Source organism: Gluconobacter japonicus, assembly GCF_002723975.1.
Taxonomy (GTDB): domain Bacteria; phylum Pseudomonadota; class Alphaproteobacteria; order Acetobacterales; family Acetobacteraceae; genus Gluconobacter; species Gluconobacter japonicus.
Genome location: NZ_BEWO01000013.1, coordinates 13,095 through 28,031 on the forward strand (window position 1 = coordinate 13,095; position 14,937 = coordinate 28,031).

Genomic DNA, 14,937 nt, shown 5'->3' on the forward strand with positions numbered 1-14,937 from the left:
ACTTTTACGGCTTAAAGGTCCAGTTCGATGGAGAAGTGGTAAGTTCTTGGCAGGCCTGCAACGGCAGAATTAGTCGCCGTTCCACCCCCATTGATGCTGGAAGGATAAACGGACGCCCAGTAAGTCTGGTTCGTCACGTTATTTACCCCGAAGCGGAAAACCAGCGGTTGCTGATAAACATGTGTTGCGTAGCGGGCACCAAGATCAAGCGTCACGTAAGACGGTGCAAAGGTTGTATTGTAAACATTTGCAGCACGACGGCCCATGTAATGAACATTTGCATTCACCGCACCGCCCTTCAGGAACGGCAGGCGATAATCCAGCAGAACATTCGCCATGAGAGGCGGCACACCAACAACCTGCTTGTAAGACGTCTTGGCAACGCCCGTATTGAGAAGCTGTGCATCAAGCCACGTCATACCGCCGAGAACACTCAGGTTTTCCGTAATATTTCCGGATGCCTGAAACTCGACACCATAGTTCCGCTGGATACCGTAGTTGGAATACACATACGTCACAGGGTCTGTGTAGCCAAACGGCCGTGACATCCGGAACCCGGCAACATTCAACTGAAGCCGTTTGGCGACAAGGATTTTGTATCCGACCTCATATTCCTCAGAACGCAGCGGCGCCGTCACTTCATTGACGTTCACCGCACCGACCGGAGCCGTCGTCCCTGCCTGTAGGGAACGACCCCATGTGAAATAAACGGTTTGATTGGATGCCGGCTTGTAAATCAGGCTTGTCATCGGACTGAAAGCGGCAGATTTGCTGTATGTTGAAGTCTTTACAGCTGCTTTCGAATAGTTATTCGTGCTCAGCCAGCTCCAGGCAAGCGTCCCCATGATAGACCAGTGCTTACCAAGGGAAATTGTATCCCCTGCCAGCAAAGACTGCGTCATGGTATCGGCAGACTTGTAACGACCGGAATAATAAGGCTGCACACTGGAAATAGTCCGCGGGTTGCCAATGGTCGCCTGCCCCAGCGTAATATTTCCTGTGGACGACGTCGGGTTATAATTCCCCATGACGTAACCGTTTGTTCCGACTTCGATCTGGTGCTTTAACGGCCCCGTGTGGAACAGGCCGTTCAGGTAGGCCATGTTGCTGCCTGCGACGAAATCATTGGCTGTTGTTGCTGCGGAAATCGTCTGGTTGTAACGACCGGATGAATTGAGCAGCTGATTGCTAACGCTGAAGACGTTTCGAGCTGCATTTTCCCACATGCCGCCCAGTTTCAGGCTCCAGTTATCGTTGAAGTGATGAATAATCTTCATCAGGGCGGTGTCGGTTTCCATATTATAACCCGCCTGCTTCTGGCCGTAGCCCTTCTGGCTCAGATCAGGAGCAGTTGGAAGCTGAATGGCTGTGCTATAGGAAAAACCACCCGGATAGCCACGTTGCGCATAAGTGTACTGGCTGGCGTCAATCTGAATAACGGTTTGAGGGGAGATATGAATATCAAAGTCCCCACTCACCAGATTTCGGCGCATATGGGAATCCGCGACGTATCCTTCCCCGTTCTGATTCAGCAGGTTAAGGCGATATCCAAACCACTTGTTATGTCCCACACGTCCTGAGAGATCGACGCTCTCCATCGGAGCGCCGTTTGAATCCACCCCGACAACGAAACGCTCGGTTTTCCGGTCAGTTGGCCGTTTCAGGGTAAAATCAAAAGTCCCGGCAGGATTTTGTGGACCATAGACGGCCCCGGCAAGGCCATTCAGAACCTGCAGGCTTTCAAACTGTTCAGCCGCATAAGGTGTCGTGATGACCATATTGAGGCCATCCATCCGGGAGTTGGAAATCACATCTCCCTCGAACCCACGGGACTGCGGACGGCTGGTGTTCGGATCGCCACGCATCTCAAGCTGCGCGGAAGGTACGAACGCAATGAGGTCATTGATATTTCTGGACTGCTGATTCACAAGAACATCATGTGGAACCACCATCACAGACAGTGGAGTATCCAGGATAGACCGGGTGCCCAGCGGCCCAAGAGACGCTTCCTTCGTACGATAATCTGCGACCGTTCCAGTGCCGCTCCGACGGTGGACGGTAATCTGTTCAGATTTGGATGAGTCCACGGCTTTTTTAGCAGACGAGTTTTCCGGTACGTTCGTCTGGGTCTCCGCAGCGCGAGCCGAAACGCTGCTCATGACCGAACCTGCGAGAAGACACATCGCAAATCGCGAGATTTTCATGCCATTATCCTGTACGCTGTCTCTTAGAGTCTCTGGACCTTCTACATTTTGGCACTGAGTGCCACAATTTATATAAATCCCAATTTTTACGAGATGGCCGTTTTTTGTGCAGGGTGTTTCAAATCTGGCACAGTCTGACACGAACCTTGGTTACAATCGGAAATCATTGATAAAGGCATACGCCATATTACTGCCACGCTACCCACGCGATATCTTCTTCATAGGCATGTTCGGAAAACGGCTCTGTCGCCCCGAACCATGTTGAGAAAGGCAGTTCTATGCGTAAAAAGATTATCGCTGGCGTTCTCATGAGCGGGATGCTGGCCATTTCGGTCAATGTAGCGTCGGCTGATCCGTACCGTGGTGGCGGAGATCCGGGCAGATCGAGTGGCTTTCGCAATGATGGCGGCCGTTACGACAGGCAGGATTCATTTGATCGAAACCACGTATGGCGCAAAGGAGAACGCTATACAGGCCCAAGAAATAATGGAGGGATCATTAACGACTGGCGCGGTCGCCAAGGCTTATGGCAGCCTCCACGCGGTTATTACTGGATGCAGTACGGAAACCAGTACCTTTTGACCGCCATTGCAACTGGCCTGATTGCCGGTGTCGTGGGAGGTGCAGTCGCTCATCCGCCACCGCCACCTCCAGGATATCAACCACCGCCCCCACCTCCTGGACCTTACTGACAGACAGAAAGGCTCGGGGAAAATCTCCCGGGCCTTTGCACGGATCGAACCATTGCCCTGATAAAAGAATATTTTAGATGCACCTGAAGAGTGATCTGGATATGTGCATCTGATATTTTCAGGAAGGTTCTTCTATGCCTCTTTCCCCTAACGCCAAGGACTGGCTCGGCCTCTGCTCGGCCCTCACCCTTGTCGTGGCTTTAAGCGTATTTGGTTTTCTGGGTTGGGGAAAAGTCTCAGGTGATGATTCGATCACGCATGTCGCCATTGCAAAAGTTATCAGCATAGAAAAAATCACCGGAGACAGTGATGATCCAGTCTCCTACAAAGTAACCTATGATCTTCATGGCCACCCCTTAAGCAATTATTTTTCCGCAGAATGGTATGAGAGCCATAAGACCAGAAAGCATTTTCTGATTACCTATCGTATGGCCAATGGCTATCACGTCGATAGCGTTCGATAGAAAGAGGCTTCTTCATCCAGAAAGCCAGGGATTTTGCACCCCAGCTTTCTGTGACGTGATTTATAGCGTTTTCGCTCAGGCCAGGCCTTCTTCCTGAAACGCACGTTTGGCGGATGGACGTGCCATCACTTTCTCTCTCAGGGCCCAGGCTTTACGATGATGGGAAATATCAAGTTTCTTGAAAACCGCCCATGTCATGATCACAGCCGCATAGGCATCAGCCTGCGTGAAATCATCACCCAGCCAATACCCTTTCCCATCTGACAGCATATCTTCAAACTGTGTCATCCGGCGATGAATCTGTTCGTGGACCGATTTTTCAGCATCCTGTGTCAGGCCCGGCGCAAACAACCCACCAAAAGCGGTGTGAAGGTCTCCGCAGAAGCCCAATGCTTCCTGAAGTCTGGCGCGCTCCAGAGACCCGGACACAGGCTTGAATGCCGCGATATCGGAGTGGTCTCCAATATACTGAAGAATGGCTGAGTTCTGTGTCAGCACAACGCCAGGTTCGATCTCGATTGCGGGAACTGCACCACGAGGATTGATCAGCAGGTAATCAGCACCGGTTTCCGTCTTTTTGGTGGCTGTATCCACTTTTTCAAGACTGTAAGGCTTTCCGATTTCATTCAGAATGATATGGGCAGCCAGTGAACAGGCTCCTGGCTTGTAATAAAGCTTCATGGTGTTCTCCTCATACACGAGCCATGCGATGGATCGTGCCCATTAAAAAAGCCAAAGACGGGAGGCCGTAGCCTCACGTCATTTCTTCCTCCAACGCTTACGGTTGCTTTTCGAATGCACCGGCAATTGTCAGGTTCACGTCATCGCCGACATAGGGAACGTACTTCTTCACCCCAAAATCACTCCGGTGGATTGTGCCTGTCGCCTGGAAGCCAACTGTATAGGCCTTATCCATCGGGTTCACGCCAGAACCGACAAAGTGAACATGCAGCACGACCGGCTTGGTGATGCCGTGAAGTGTAAGGTTTCCGCTGACAACAGCGTCTTCAGCGCCTACCGGTGAGACCTGCGTCGAAACAAACGTCGCATCAGGATACTTCGCGGCATCGAACCATTCCGGATTTTTCAGTTCATCCGTCAGAACGCTGCTCGATGTTGCAACGCTGGCAACAGGAATAGTCACGGAGAGTTTGGAGGATGAAGGATGAGCGGCGTCAAGTTTCAGGGTGCCGCTCACGTTTGAAAACTGCCCCGAATAATAGGTGAAACCAAAGTGCAGGACAGAGAAATTGACCTGCGTGTGGCCCGCTTCGACCTTGTATGTGCCGGATTTGATATCCGCCGGCGGAGCCGCAAGAGCGCTGCTGGCAGCAAGAGTGATCGAAAGTGCGGCGATTACGCCGGAGAATACTGTCTTCATGACAGGTTCCTTTCTGAGAGTATGAAGAAGAAAAATGTCAGCCGAAACGGAAGCCGGACAATGCCTTTCCCATAACGGTATCATTGTAATCGCGATGAGCGGGCTCCGTTCGGGCGGCACCTGCGACAAACATTAACGGCAAGAGATGCTCTGCCTCAGGGTGACAGTCTTTCGCAAAAGGGGCGTCTTTCCACGAAGCCAGCGCAGAAGCCCTCTGTGACGGGAAAGAAGTAACAGCCTGATGCAGCCAGGCGTTAAACTGTCTGGAGTGTTCATCCGCTTCCTTATCGGGACGGAGAAAACGACGCAGATTGTGATACGACATACCTGTTCCAACCAGCAGGATATTCTCATCCCGCAGAGGTGCAAGCGCCTCGCCGATTGCCATGACATCAACGGCTGATGCGTGACGTGGCAGAGACAGTTCCACAACTGGAATTTCGGCTTCAGGAAAGGCAAGCAGAAAAGGAATGAATACCCCGTGGTCAAAGCCACGTTGATCGTCCTCATCGCTCGCAATTCCAGCGTCTTCCAGAAGACGCCTCACACGATGCGCCACTTCTGGTGATCCAGGAGCAGGATATTGCAGAGCGTAAGTATGCTCCGGGAAGCCGTAGTAGTCGTAGATCACTCGTGGCGCTTTGCCCGTTGTGACGGTCGGACGGTCAGTCTCCCAATGTCCGGACACGACAACAATTGCTGAGGGACGTCGTGGGAGTGTCTTACCGATGCCGCGAAGGTGCGCGCCCATGCGGTCCCAGACGTGAGGCCAATCCATAAAAAAGCATGGTCCGCCGCCATGAGGTATGAAAAGCACAGGTTGGCGCTTCACCTCGACTGTCTGCTCTGAAATGTCGACCATGCAACGTCTCCCCCTTCTCGTAGGCTGATGGGGAGGTTGTCATCAAACTTACAGGACGATAATCCTGACTTCAGGAAAGTCATCTAACACCCGGAGTATGAGATGCTGGATCGACTTACCAGTATGCAGGTTTTCGTTCGGGTGGTCGGACAAGGCAGTTTTGCAGCGGCGGCCCGCTCTCTGAATCTGTCACAGACGATGGTCACCAAACATGTCTCTGCTCTGGAAAATCATCTTGGCATTGCGCTGTTTCATCGCAGTACCCGACGTCTGTCCCTGACGGAACCGGGACGCCTCTATCTGGATCGATGCCAGATACTGCTCTCAAACCTCGAAGACATGGAGCAGGAAGTATCAGCCGAAGCGCTGGAGCCTCGAGGTCTACTACGGCTGAATACACCGGTTTCCTTTGCCATCCGTCATGTGGCTCCGCTTTTGCCGGAGTTCAGCCGGAGATACCCGCTTGTAACGGTTGAGCTTGGTGTGGATGACCGTCGGGTTGACCCCATTACGGAGGGATGGGATCTGACCTTGCGCATTGGTCATCTCCCTCCCAGCAGCCTCAAGGCCCGGCGCTTGGCCCGCATCAGTTTCACACTTTGCGCGGCTCCATCTTATCTGGAGCAGCATGGCACCCCGAAAACCGTCCGTGACCTCCAGCAGCACAATTGTCTGGGCTATACATTAAGTGATGCCGTAGGCTCGACACGATGGAGTTTCGGCCCGAATGGCGAGCGCACCATCCCTATTCACAGTACTCTGCGCGCTAATAACGGGGACGTCCTGAGAACGGCGGCACTTGCAGGTCAAGGTATACTGTATCAGCCCACATTTATCGTGGCGGATGAGCTCCGTTCCGGCCGTCTACGCCCCCTTACCCTTGATATGCCTGTTCTGGATGGACCGGACCTACATGCCGTCTATGTCCCCTCGACGCATGTTCCCCCGAAAGTCAGAGCCATGATCGACTTTCTGGCAGAACACTATGCGCCAGTTCCACCTTGGGAGCAGACTTTTCCTCAGGCCTGAAAGCGATAACGGGCGCGCACGAGGACGTCCTGCTCCAGCATTGAAAGTACCTCTGGACGCTCGTTGGTCTTTACGAGAACAACAACCTGACTGAACGACTGACCAACACCCAGAACATGATCCTGGAACAGTTGAGCCATGATGACGGAAAGCCCCTCACGGGAACAGCAGGAACACCCTGCCCCATGAGTTTTACGAAACGGGGATGGAGGGGGGAGCGAAACCTGCCTTGCCCAGCCCTCATCTTCCTGATCTGAAATCAGCACAGCCTCAGACCTTCGTGCCACTGGCCACTCCACGAGATCTGTCACAACACAAACAGAAAGCTGCATTTGTTACCCTGCAGTCCGTCCGGCTTTGGCAATGACAGGGCGCCTGCCCCATGTGTTGGTCAGAACCACGCCCGCCATGACGATGGCTCCTCCCAGAAGGGTTCGGGCCGTCGGAATTTCATTGGTCAGAATATAAGCCAGAAGCATTGTCACGGGGGGCAGGAGATAAAGCAGGGCAGCTCCGCGTGTTGCCCCCAGATGACCGATGACGAAGGCCCATGCCGCGTATCCGATGGCTGCAGGAAAGATGCCAAGCTCAAGAACAGAAACCTGACTGGCAAAAGATCCGTGGACGAAGCTGCTGATACCAGCAGCCAGCCACGGGCTGAGGAACAGAGCGCCACTGATCAGAACATAAGCAATGGTTGTCAGGGCGCCGTAACGATGAATGAGGCTCTTTTGCAAATTGGTGTAAAGCGCCCCGCAAACGGCCGCCCCAAAAACGAGAGTTGCCCCTGAGCCGAAGGACAGGCCACCGGATTGCCCTTCGGCAATCAGAACAACGCCTGTGAAACTCAGGATGGACCCCGCCCACCCCCAAAGAGACATCCGCTCTCCGAGAAAGGCCATGGCCATCAGACCGGCCATCAGGGGAGCCGCACTGATGAGAAGGCTTGCGGCCCCGGCAGAAACCGTCATTTCTCCACAGTTGAAGAAGATATTGTACAGCGTGATCCCAACCACCCCACAGGCCAGAACCTGAGGAACGTCAGAGAGGCGCAGAAGAGCGGGTCGTTTCCAGAGAAGCCATCCTGCCGCCATGACCGCCGCAATCGCGTAGCGCAACGCAGCCAGAGGGATAGGAGCGAAGTCATGCAGCGCGATCCGCACAACCGGGTAGGCACTGGCCCACGACAGAATGGCGACAGCTACAAACAGGGAAAGGAAGCGACCAACTGAATTTGTCATTACCATGCCGTAGCAAATATGAACCCCATCGGGGAAGTCACCCTCATTATGACAGGACGCCTGAAAGAAGGACAAGAGAGATCCGGTTTGCCAGCAGCTTCCGGGAACCGTTATACAGGCGAACCTCCGACGCAGACTATGCCCGCGTCATGGTCTGTCCTGTTCCGTTTCCTTCCTGAAGAGCGCCTCAATGTCCTCACGTCCCCATCTTCTTGATGCCCTGTCAGACCAGGTTCTGCTCTGTGATGGTGGTATGGGATCGCGTGTGCAGATGCTCGATCTGGAAGTTGAAAAAGACTACTGGGGACAGGAAAACTGTACGGAAATCCTGAACCTTTCCCGCCCGGAACTGGTCCGTGAAATTCATCGCGGCTATTTCGAAGCTGGCGCGGATATGGTGGAGACCAACACATTCGGCGGGTCCATCGTCACTCTGGCCGAGTTCGGTCTTCAGGATCGCGCGCGTGAGATCAATCGCGTCGCCGCCACTTTGGCGAGGGAAGCCGCAGACACATTTTCGGACGATCGCCACCGTTACGTCATGGGGTCTATCGGACCGGGCACGAAGCTCCCAACGCTTGGCAACATCGACTACGACACGCTTGAAGCAGGTCTGCTTGAACAGTGCCGCGGCCTGATTGACGGCGGGGTAGATGGCTTCCTGATCGAAACCTGTCAGGACACGCTCCAGATCAAGGCTGCGGTTAACGCCGCAAAAATCGCCCGGATCGAGCTTGGGTCAGACGCACCAATCTTTGTGCAGGTGACAGTTGAGACGACTGGCACACTTCTCGTGGGTCCGGATATTGCTGCCGCTGCGACGACCGTGAACGCACTTGATGTTCCCTCCCTCGGTCTGAACTGTGCAACCGGTCCGCAGGAGATGGCCGAGCACGTCCGCTGGCTGTCCGAGAACTGGCCAGGCCTGATCTCTATGCAGCCCAATGCCGGTCTACCGGAACTGGTTGATGGCAAGACGGTCTATCCGCTCAGCCCGGCGGAAATGGCTGTCTGGATGGAACGTTTCGTCCGTGAAGACGGGCTGAACCTGATCGGCGGCTGCTGTGGCACATCCACACCACATATTCAGGCCCTCGATGGCATGCTCCGTCGTGTGGGTGGTGAGAAATATCGTCCTGCGCCGGTCAAACGGAACACGATCTGGATGCCGTCCGTTTCCAGCCTCTATACCCAGACCCCGCTACGGCAGGAAAACAGCTATTTCTCGATTGGCGAACGTTGCAATGCCAACGGTTCAAAGAAGTGGCGCGAATTGCAAGAAAGTGGCGACTGGGACGGCTGCGTTGCGGTGGGCCGTGAACAGGCTGCCGAGGGGTCCAACGCACTCGACATCTGCACGGCTTTCGTAGGCCGTAACGAAACTGCCGAAATGAGCGAAATCATCACGCGCTTCACGTCCTCCGTGAATGCACCGCTGGTGATCGATTCAACGGAAACGCCTGTTATCGAAGCAGCCTTGAAGCTGCATGGTGGCAAGCCGATCATCAACTCCATCAACTTCGAAGATGGTGAAGAACACGCGCATGACCGCATGAAGCTGGCCCGCAAGTTTGGCGCCGCCATGATCGGTCTGACCATTGATGAAGTTGGCATGGCGAAGGAGCCGCAGGACAAGCTGCGCATCGCCGAACGCCTCGTCGATTTCGCCTGCAATCAGTATGGGCTGCCGCAGTCTGACCTGATGATCGACCCCCTCACCTTCACGATTGCCACCGGCGTGGAAGACGATCGGAAGCTGGGTCAGTGGACGCTTGAGGGTATCCGCATGATCCGGGACAAATTCCCGGACATTCAGATCATCCTTGGTCTTTCCAACATTTCCTTCGGTCTGAACCCGGCCGCGCGTGCTGTCCTGAACTCTGTCTTTCTTGACCACGCCGTCAAGGCAGGCATGACAGGCGCTATTGTCCATGTTTCCAAGATCCGTCCGCTGCATCTCATTGCGCCGGAAGAGGTCAAGGTTGCGGAAGACCTGATCTTTGATCGTCGAACCGAGGATTATGATCCGCTCCAGAAGCTCCTTGAACTGTTCGCAGGGCGCAAGGCTGCCGATGCCGTCAAAAAGCGTCGTGCCGAAACGCCTGCCGAGCGCCTCAAGGACCGGATCGTCGACGGTGACCGCAAGGGCATTGAGGAAGACCTCGAAGCCGCCATGCAGGAAATGCCTGCGCTGGATATCATCAACAACGTGCTTCTGGACGGCATGAAGGTTGTTGGTGAGTTGTTCGGTTCGGGCAAGATGCAGCTTCCGTTCGTACTGCAATCCGCCGAGACCATGAAGACCGCTGTTGCATGGCTTGAGCCGCATATGGAGCGTGTCGAGGGCCAGCATCGTGGCACGATGGTTCTGGCGACCGTGAAGGGCGACGTCCACGACATCGGCAAGAACCTCGTGGATATTATCCTAACCAATAACGGATATCAGGTCATTAATCTCGGCATCAAGGTTCCGCTGGCAGACATGATCACAGCGGCTAAAGAGCATAAAGCGGATGCCATTGGCATGTCCGGTCTGCTGGTCAAATCCACGGTTATCATGCGCGAAAACCTGGAAGAGATGAGACGTCAGGGCTTTGATGTTCCCGTCATTCTGGGTGGTGCGGCCCTGACACGCAACTACGTCGAGGAAGAATGCGCGCTGTCATATGGCGGTGAAGAGCCTGGCCGCGTAGCCTACGCCCGTGATGCGTTCGACGGCCTTTCTCTCATGGACAAGATTTCCCAGAGGGAATTTGACGGCTATCTGAGTGCCATCCAGACGCGCCGTGCAGGCAAAGCCAGCCGCAAGAACGTCCGAGCACCGGAAGCCGCAGAAACACGAGGCTTCACTGCCGTAGACCCTGCGGCAGCCCGCGAGCGCCGAAACCGTGTTGCTGGCGAGCTTCCTCCGCTTGAGCCGCCGTTCTGGGGAGCCCGTCTGGTGGAAGCTACGCCCAGTGCCGTCCTGCCGTTCCTGAATGAGCGCTCGCTCTATCAGTTCCAGTGGGGCTTCCGGAAACAGGGCCGTACCCTTGAAGAATTCATGGACTACGCCAAGACGGAACTGCGTCCAGTCCTGAAGCGGATGCTGGCTTTGAATGCGGAACAAAATATTCTCCGCCCACAGGCCATTTATGGCTACTGGAAAGCTGCCGGTGACGGGAATGATCTGATCCTGTTCGAAGAAGACGGAAAAACAGAAGCCGCCCGCTTCACACTGCCTCGCCAGCCCAAGGACGATGGCGAGTGCATTGCGGACTTCGTGCGGGATATCAATGATGAACAGCGCGATGTCGTTGGCCTTCAGGTCGTGACAGTCGGGCAGAAAGCATCCGATCTGGCGCGTGAATGGTTCGAGGCCAACCGTTATCAGGACTATCTGTACCTGCATGGCCTGTCAGTCGAAATGGCGGAAGCCATGGCCGAGTACACGCACAAGCGCATCCGTGCCGAACTCGGCTTTGCTGCAGAAGATGACCGCGACATGGAGAAAATGCTCTCCCAGTCCTATCGTGGATCACGATACTCCTTCGGTTATCCCGCCTGCCCGCGCCTTGAAGATCAGGAACCAATCCTGCGCCTTCTGGATGCAGAACGGATCGGCATTTCCCTGTCTGACGGCTTCCAGCTTCACCCGGAGCAATCGACGTCCGCTCTGGTCATTCTGAACCCGCGCGCCAAATACTTCACAGTCTGATCCAACGGAGACCCACTCTCATGGCATCCCAACAAATCGACGGGCTTTTGACCCAGCTTCGGCAAATCAATGGTGAGCGTGGTTTCTTCGCAAACTTCTTCGGGCTCTTCTGCGTGACGTGTCTTCTCGGGCTCGCCAACATGTTCAGTCGGTCCGTTCTTCACGCCGATATGGGGTGGCTTCTCAAGCCACTAATGGTCGTGATGATCCTTTATTTCTTTCTACCCTATCTGCTGCTCCTGTTTCTGGACCGCCGCAGGAACGGGTAGTTCCAGACTCCCTAAAAACGCCCCACAATGGGGCGTTTTTTTTGGTCTGACATAGAGCCAACAAGGAGAGATTGTCTTTCCAAGCTTTGAATTTATAATAATTTTACAAAATCACTCATTTTTAATTCTGGATATTCCATGACGGTTCTCTCCCCTTCTGCTGAAGAACGCCTCCAGACTGTTCTGTCCCGCCTTCGCCCTCGGCTGGAAAACCAGATCAGCACGGCAACTTCCGTTCTGGAGGAGCACAGTCACGGCGAGGCCATGGATGCCGCTCGCCTTCCGGCGGCTGTCATTTTTGCCGAGAGCACCGAGGACGTCTCGGCCGTGTTGAAAGAATGTCATATCGCCCGCGTTCCCGTCGTTGCATTTGGTGCAGGAACCTCCGTTGAAGGGCATGTTACACCGCCGGAGCACGCCATCAGCCTCGACCTGTCCCGCATGACAACCATTGTGGAATTGAATGCCGAGGATCTGGATTGCCGCGTTCAGGCTGGCCTGACGCGCCAGTCTCTCAATACCCAGATCCGGGATACCGGCCTGTTCTTCCCGGTTGACCCCGGCGGGGAAGCCACTCTTGGCGGCATGTGCGCCACACGGGCCTCCGGTACAGCGGCTGTCCGCTATGGAACGATGAAGGAGAATGTGCTGGGACTGACAGTCGTACTGGCAACGGGCGAGATCATCCGCACAGGTGGGCGCGTCCGCAAATCCTCAACCGGCTATGACCTGACATCCCTTTTCATCGGCTCGGAAGGCACGCTGGGCATCATTACAGAAGTTCAGCTTCGCCTGCATGGCCGCCCCGATACTCTGTCTGCTGCGATCTGCCAGTTTGAAAATCTGCATGACGCCATCCAGACGGCCATGGAAATCATTCAGTGCGGTATCCCCATCAATCGCGTTGAACTGATGGACAGTATGCAGATGGAAGCTTCCATCCGTTTTTCAAAGCTCGAAGGGCTCCGCCCTCTTACAACTTTGTTCTTTGAGTTTGCAGGGGCCCCTGCTGCCGTACAGGAACAGGTCACCGCTACGGAAGAACTGGCCCTTGCCAACAATGGGCTGGGATTTGCCTGGGCTGAAAGTGCTGAAGACCGCGCGCGGCTCTGGAAAGCACGCCATGACGCCTTCTGGGCTGCCAAAGCGATTGAGCCAACTGCCCGCGTTATTTCAACGGACTGTATTGTTCCAATTTCGCGCCTCGGTGAACTGATCGAAGGCGTATCGCAGGATATTGCGGCGTCCGGTCTGAAGGCTCCGCTTCTTGGCCACGTCGGAGACGGGAATTTTCACACGCTCATCATCACGGAACACTCTCCGGAAGGCTATGAAAGAGCACTCGAGTTGGACCGGAAAATCGTTGGACGTGCTCTTGCTCTTGATGGCTCATGCAGCGGTGAACATGGCGTCGGCATGGGAAAACTGGAGTTTCTGGCGACTGAACACGGAGAAGGTGCCCTCAGCGTGATGAGGGCCCTCAAGAGCACAATGGACCCTCATCACATTCTCAATCCAGGCAAATTGCTTCCCAACGGACCCGTTTATAGAGGATAAGACCACCTCTTCTGTTCTGCTTTTACGGACCCTGCCTGCAATGCCTTCAGCCTCCGCTACGTTTCCTGATGTCGTCCTGATTGGGGGCGGTGTCATGAGTGCGACGTTTGCCGCACTGCTGAAAGACCTGTCTCCAGAACTGTCCATCACGATGTTCGAAACACTGGAGCATTGTGGGCTGGAAAGCTCCAAAGCCTGGAACAATGCCGGGACAGGCCATGCGGGTAACTGTGAGCTGAATTATACGCCACAGCGTCCGGATGGCAGCGTAGATATCTCCAAGGCTCTGGCGGTCAATACGGAATTCGATATTTCCCGGCAGCTCTGGTCTCACTGGGTTCGCAGCGGGCGTCTCGCAGACGCTGGCTCCTTCATCCATGCCTGTCCGCATGTCAGTCTGGTGTGGGGCAAGAAAGATGTCGCGTTCCTGAAGGCTCGATATGATGCGATGGCCAGTCATCATTGCTTTGACGGAATGGAATACAGCGAAGATCCTGCTGTGATTGCGGACTGGGCTCCTTTGGCGATGGAAGGGCGCGATCCCTCCGTCCCGGTCGCTGCCACGCGAATTCGAAGCGGAACGGATGTCGATTTTGGCTCACTCACACGCAACCTGTTTTCCAGCCTCGAAAAAGAAACAGGTTTCCACAGTTTTTATCGTCACCATGTCACGGATCTCGTCAAAACAACGGATGGTCGCTGGCGTGTGACAGCGGTTAACACACAAACGGGTACAAGGCGCTCCGTTTTGACGCGCTTTGTTTTTGTTGGTGCCGGCGGAGCGGCTCTCCCTCTGCTTCAAAAATCCGGTATCCCGGAAGCGCGCCGATACGCGGGCTTCCCGGTCAGTGGACTATGGCTCCAGTGCACCGACCCGGCCATCACCCAGCGCCATCATGCCAAGGTTTACGGAAAAGCGCCGGTGGGGTCCCCACCCATGTCCGTCCCTCACCTTGATACAAGGGTGATTGATGGAAAATCCTGCCTGCTCTTTGGGCCCTATGCTGGTTTCTCTACGAAATTCCTTAAGAGCGGTTCATGGATGGATTATTTCAGATCCTTGAATGGCGGCAACCTCATTCCTGCCGTCACGGCTGCCAAAGATAATCTGTCTCTGATGAATTATCTGGTTCGGGAAGTGATGCAGAGTGATCACAAACGTTTTCGTTCCCTGCTTAACTTCTATCCTCGCGCCAACGAAAACCAGTGGACGAAAGTCGTGGCAGGACAACGCGTTCAGATCATCAAGCCCGATAACGGAGGACTACACGGTGTCCTGCGCTTTGGCACAGAGCTGGTCCGCAGTTCTGATCAATCTCTTGCTGCCGTTCTTGGCGCCTCGCCGGGCGCGTCCATCGCGGCATCAGTAGCGTTGCAGGTCGTGGAGAAATGCTTTCCACAGAACGTGGCCGCAGCAGGGTGGCTGCCGCGCCTTCGAGAAATCTTCCCGGCTTATGGCGTGGATCTGAAGGCCAACCCGAAACTCTGCCGTGAGCTTCGTCGGGAGACGGCTCAGACCTTGCAGATCGAAAACTGATTTC

13 protein-coding genes are annotated in these 14,937 nt (G+C 54.8%); 7 read left to right on the plus strand and 6 right to left on the minus strand.

What is annotated here, in order from left to right; genetic code table 11:
• Positions 1 to 11 precede the first annotated feature (11 nt).
• Positions 12 to 2,204 (minus strand): TonB-dependent receptor, encoded by a 2,193-nt coding sequence (locus tag GJA01_RS09885; RefSeq protein WP_172794458.1) that lies wholly within the window; start codon positions 2,202 to 2,204, stop codon positions 12 to 14.
• 278 nt (positions 2,205 to 2,482) lie between these two features.
• Here GJA01_RS09885 and GJA01_RS09890 point away from each other — a divergent pair, with 278 nt between their 5' ends.
• Together GJA01_RS09890 and GJA01_RS09895 are read left to right on the plus strand one after the other, a co-directional pair.
• A complete protein-coding gene (locus GJA01_RS09890) occupies positions 2,483 to 2,896 on the plus strand; it encodes an RcnB family protein (protein ID WP_062503289.1) in 414 nt (137 codons plus the stop codon).
• Positions 2,897 to 3,030: 134 nt separating this feature from the next.
• The gene (locus GJA01_RS09895; RefSeq protein ID WP_062016674.1) at positions 3,031 to 3,360 is read left to right on the plus strand and encodes a hypothetical protein; all 330 of its coding nucleotides are present in this window, start codon (positions 3,031 to 3,033) and stop codon (positions 3,358 to 3,360) included.
• Positions 3,361 to 3,435: 75 nt separating this feature from the next.
• Here the strand turns inward: GJA01_RS09895 and GJA01_RS09900 are convergent, their stop codons facing one another.
• From GJA01_RS09900 to GJA01_RS09910, 3 genes are all read right to left on the minus strand, one after another.
• Complete coding sequence (locus tag GJA01_RS09900) at positions 3,436 to 4,041, minus strand: glutathione binding-like protein (RefSeq protein ID WP_062503288.1); 606 nt, start codon at positions 4,039 to 4,041, stop codon at positions 3,436 to 3,438.
• Positions 4,042 to 4,138: 97 nt separating this feature from the next.
• Positions 4,139 to 4,741 carry a YceI family protein gene (locus tag GJA01_RS09905; protein ID WP_062503287.1) on the minus strand — a complete coding sequence of 201 codons (603 nt, stop codon included), beginning with the start codon at positions 4,739 to 4,741 and terminating at the stop codon, positions 4,139 to 4,141.
• A gap of 37 nt (positions 4,742 to 4,778) precedes the next feature.
• On the minus strand, positions 4,779 to 5,603 hold the full coding sequence (locus GJA01_RS09910; protein WP_062503286.1) for a DODA-type extradiol aromatic ring-opening family dioxygenase: 825 nt from the start codon (positions 5,601 to 5,603) through the stop codon (positions 4,779 to 4,781).
• Positions 5,604 to 5,705: 102 nt separating this feature from the next.
• Between GJA01_RS09910 and GJA01_RS09915 the strand changes: the two genes are divergently transcribed.
• Complete coding sequence (locus GJA01_RS09915) at positions 5,706 to 6,632, plus strand: LysR family transcriptional regulator (RefSeq protein WP_062503285.1); 927 nt, start codon at positions 5,706 to 5,708, stop codon at positions 6,630 to 6,632.
• Here the strand turns inward: GJA01_RS09915 and GJA01_RS09920 are convergent.
• Together GJA01_RS09920 and GJA01_RS09925 are read right to left on the minus strand one after the other, a co-directional pair.
• Positions 6,623 to 6,964 (minus strand): hypothetical protein, encoded by a 342-nt coding sequence (locus GJA01_RS09920; RefSeq protein WP_062503284.1) that lies wholly within the window; start codon positions 6,962 to 6,964, stop codon positions 6,623 to 6,625. The genes GJA01_RS09915 and GJA01_RS09920 overlap by 10 nt on opposite strands.
• A gap of 3 nt (positions 6,965 to 6,967) precedes the next feature.
• A complete protein-coding gene (locus tag GJA01_RS09925) occupies positions 6,968 to 7,873 on the minus strand; it encodes a DMT family transporter (RefSeq protein ID WP_062503305.1) in 906 nt (301 codons plus the stop codon).
• Between the two features lie 190 nt (positions 7,874 to 8,063).
• Between GJA01_RS09925 and metH the strand changes: the two genes are divergently transcribed.
• The 4 genes from metH (at position 8,064) to mqo (ending at position 14,933) form a co-directional block, all read left to right on the plus strand.
• Positions 8,064 to 11,570, plus strand: a complete 3,507-nt coding sequence (metH, locus tag GJA01_RS09930) for a methionine synthase (RefSeq protein WP_062503283.1) — start codon at positions 8,064 to 8,066, stop codon at positions 11,568 to 11,570.
• A gap of 20 nt (positions 11,571 to 11,590) precedes the next feature.
• Entirely contained in the window at positions 11,591 to 11,839 is a 249-nt protein-coding gene (locus GJA01_RS09935) for a hypothetical protein (protein ID WP_010502590.1), read from the plus strand.
• A 138-nt stretch (positions 11,840 to 11,977) separates the two neighbouring features.
• Positions 11,978 to 13,396 carry an FAD-binding oxidoreductase gene (locus GJA01_RS09940; RefSeq protein WP_062503280.1) on the plus strand — a complete coding sequence of 473 codons (1,419 nt, stop codon included), beginning with the start codon at positions 11,978 to 11,980 and terminating at the stop codon, positions 13,394 to 13,396.
• 40 nt (positions 13,397 to 13,436) lie between these two features.
• On the plus strand, positions 13,437 to 14,933 hold the full coding sequence (mqo, locus tag GJA01_RS09945; protein ID WP_062503278.1) for a malate dehydrogenase (quinone): 1,497 nt from the start codon (positions 13,437 to 13,439) through the stop codon (positions 14,931 to 14,933).
• Positions 14,934 to 14,937: the final 4 nt, after the last annotated feature.

Bases quoted from the DNA above. Each gene is read 5' to 3' on its own strand.
- GJA01_RS09920 (WP_062503284.1), bottom strand. From the start codon at position 6,964: ATGCAGCTTTCTGTTTGTGTTGTGACAGATCTCGTGGAGTGGCCAGTG.
- GJA01_RS09935 (WP_010502590.1), top strand. From the start codon at position 11,591: ATGGCATCCCAACAAATCGACGGGCTTTTGACCCAGCTTCGGCAAATC.
- GJA01_RS09915 (WP_062503285.1), top strand. From the start codon at position 5,706: ATGCTGGATCGACTTACCAGTATGCAGGTTTTCGTTCGGGTGGTCGGA.
- GJA01_RS09895 (WP_062016674.1), top strand. From the start codon at position 3,031: ATGCCTCTTTCCCCTAACGCCAAGGACTGGCTCGGCCTCTGCTCGGCC.
- GJA01_RS09925 (WP_062503305.1), bottom strand. From the start codon at position 7,873: ATGACAAATTCAGTTGGTCGCTTCCTTTCCCTGTTTGTAGCTGTCGCC.
- GJA01_RS09900 (WP_062503288.1), bottom strand. From the start codon at position 4,041: ATGAAGCTTTATTACAAGCCAGGAGCCTGTTCACTGGCTGCCCATATC.
- GJA01_RS09905 (WP_062503287.1), bottom strand. From the start codon at position 4,741: ATGAAGACAGTATTCTCCGGCGTAATCGCCGCACTTTCGATCACTCTT.
- GJA01_RS09940 (WP_062503280.1), top strand. From the start codon at position 11,978: ATGACGGTTCTCTCCCCTTCTGCTGAAGAACGCCTCCAGACTGTTCTG.
- GJA01_RS09910 (WP_062503286.1), bottom strand. From the start codon at position 5,603: ATGGTCGACATTTCAGAGCAGACAGTCGAGGTGAAGCGCCAACCTGTG.
- mqo (WP_062503278.1), top strand. From the start codon at position 13,437: ATGCCTTCAGCCTCCGCTACGTTTCCTGATGTCGTCCTGATTGGGGGC.
- GJA01_RS09885 (WP_172794458.1), bottom strand. From the start codon at position 2,204: ATGAAAATCTCGCGATTTGCGATGTGTCTTCTCGCAGGTTCGGTCATG.
- GJA01_RS09890 (WP_062503289.1), top strand. From the start codon at position 2,483: ATGCGTAAAAAGATTATCGCTGGCGTTCTCATGAGCGGGATGCTGGCC.
- metH (WP_062503283.1), top strand. From the start codon at position 8,064: ATGTCCTCACGTCCCCATCTTCTTGATGCCCTGTCAGACCAGGTTCTG.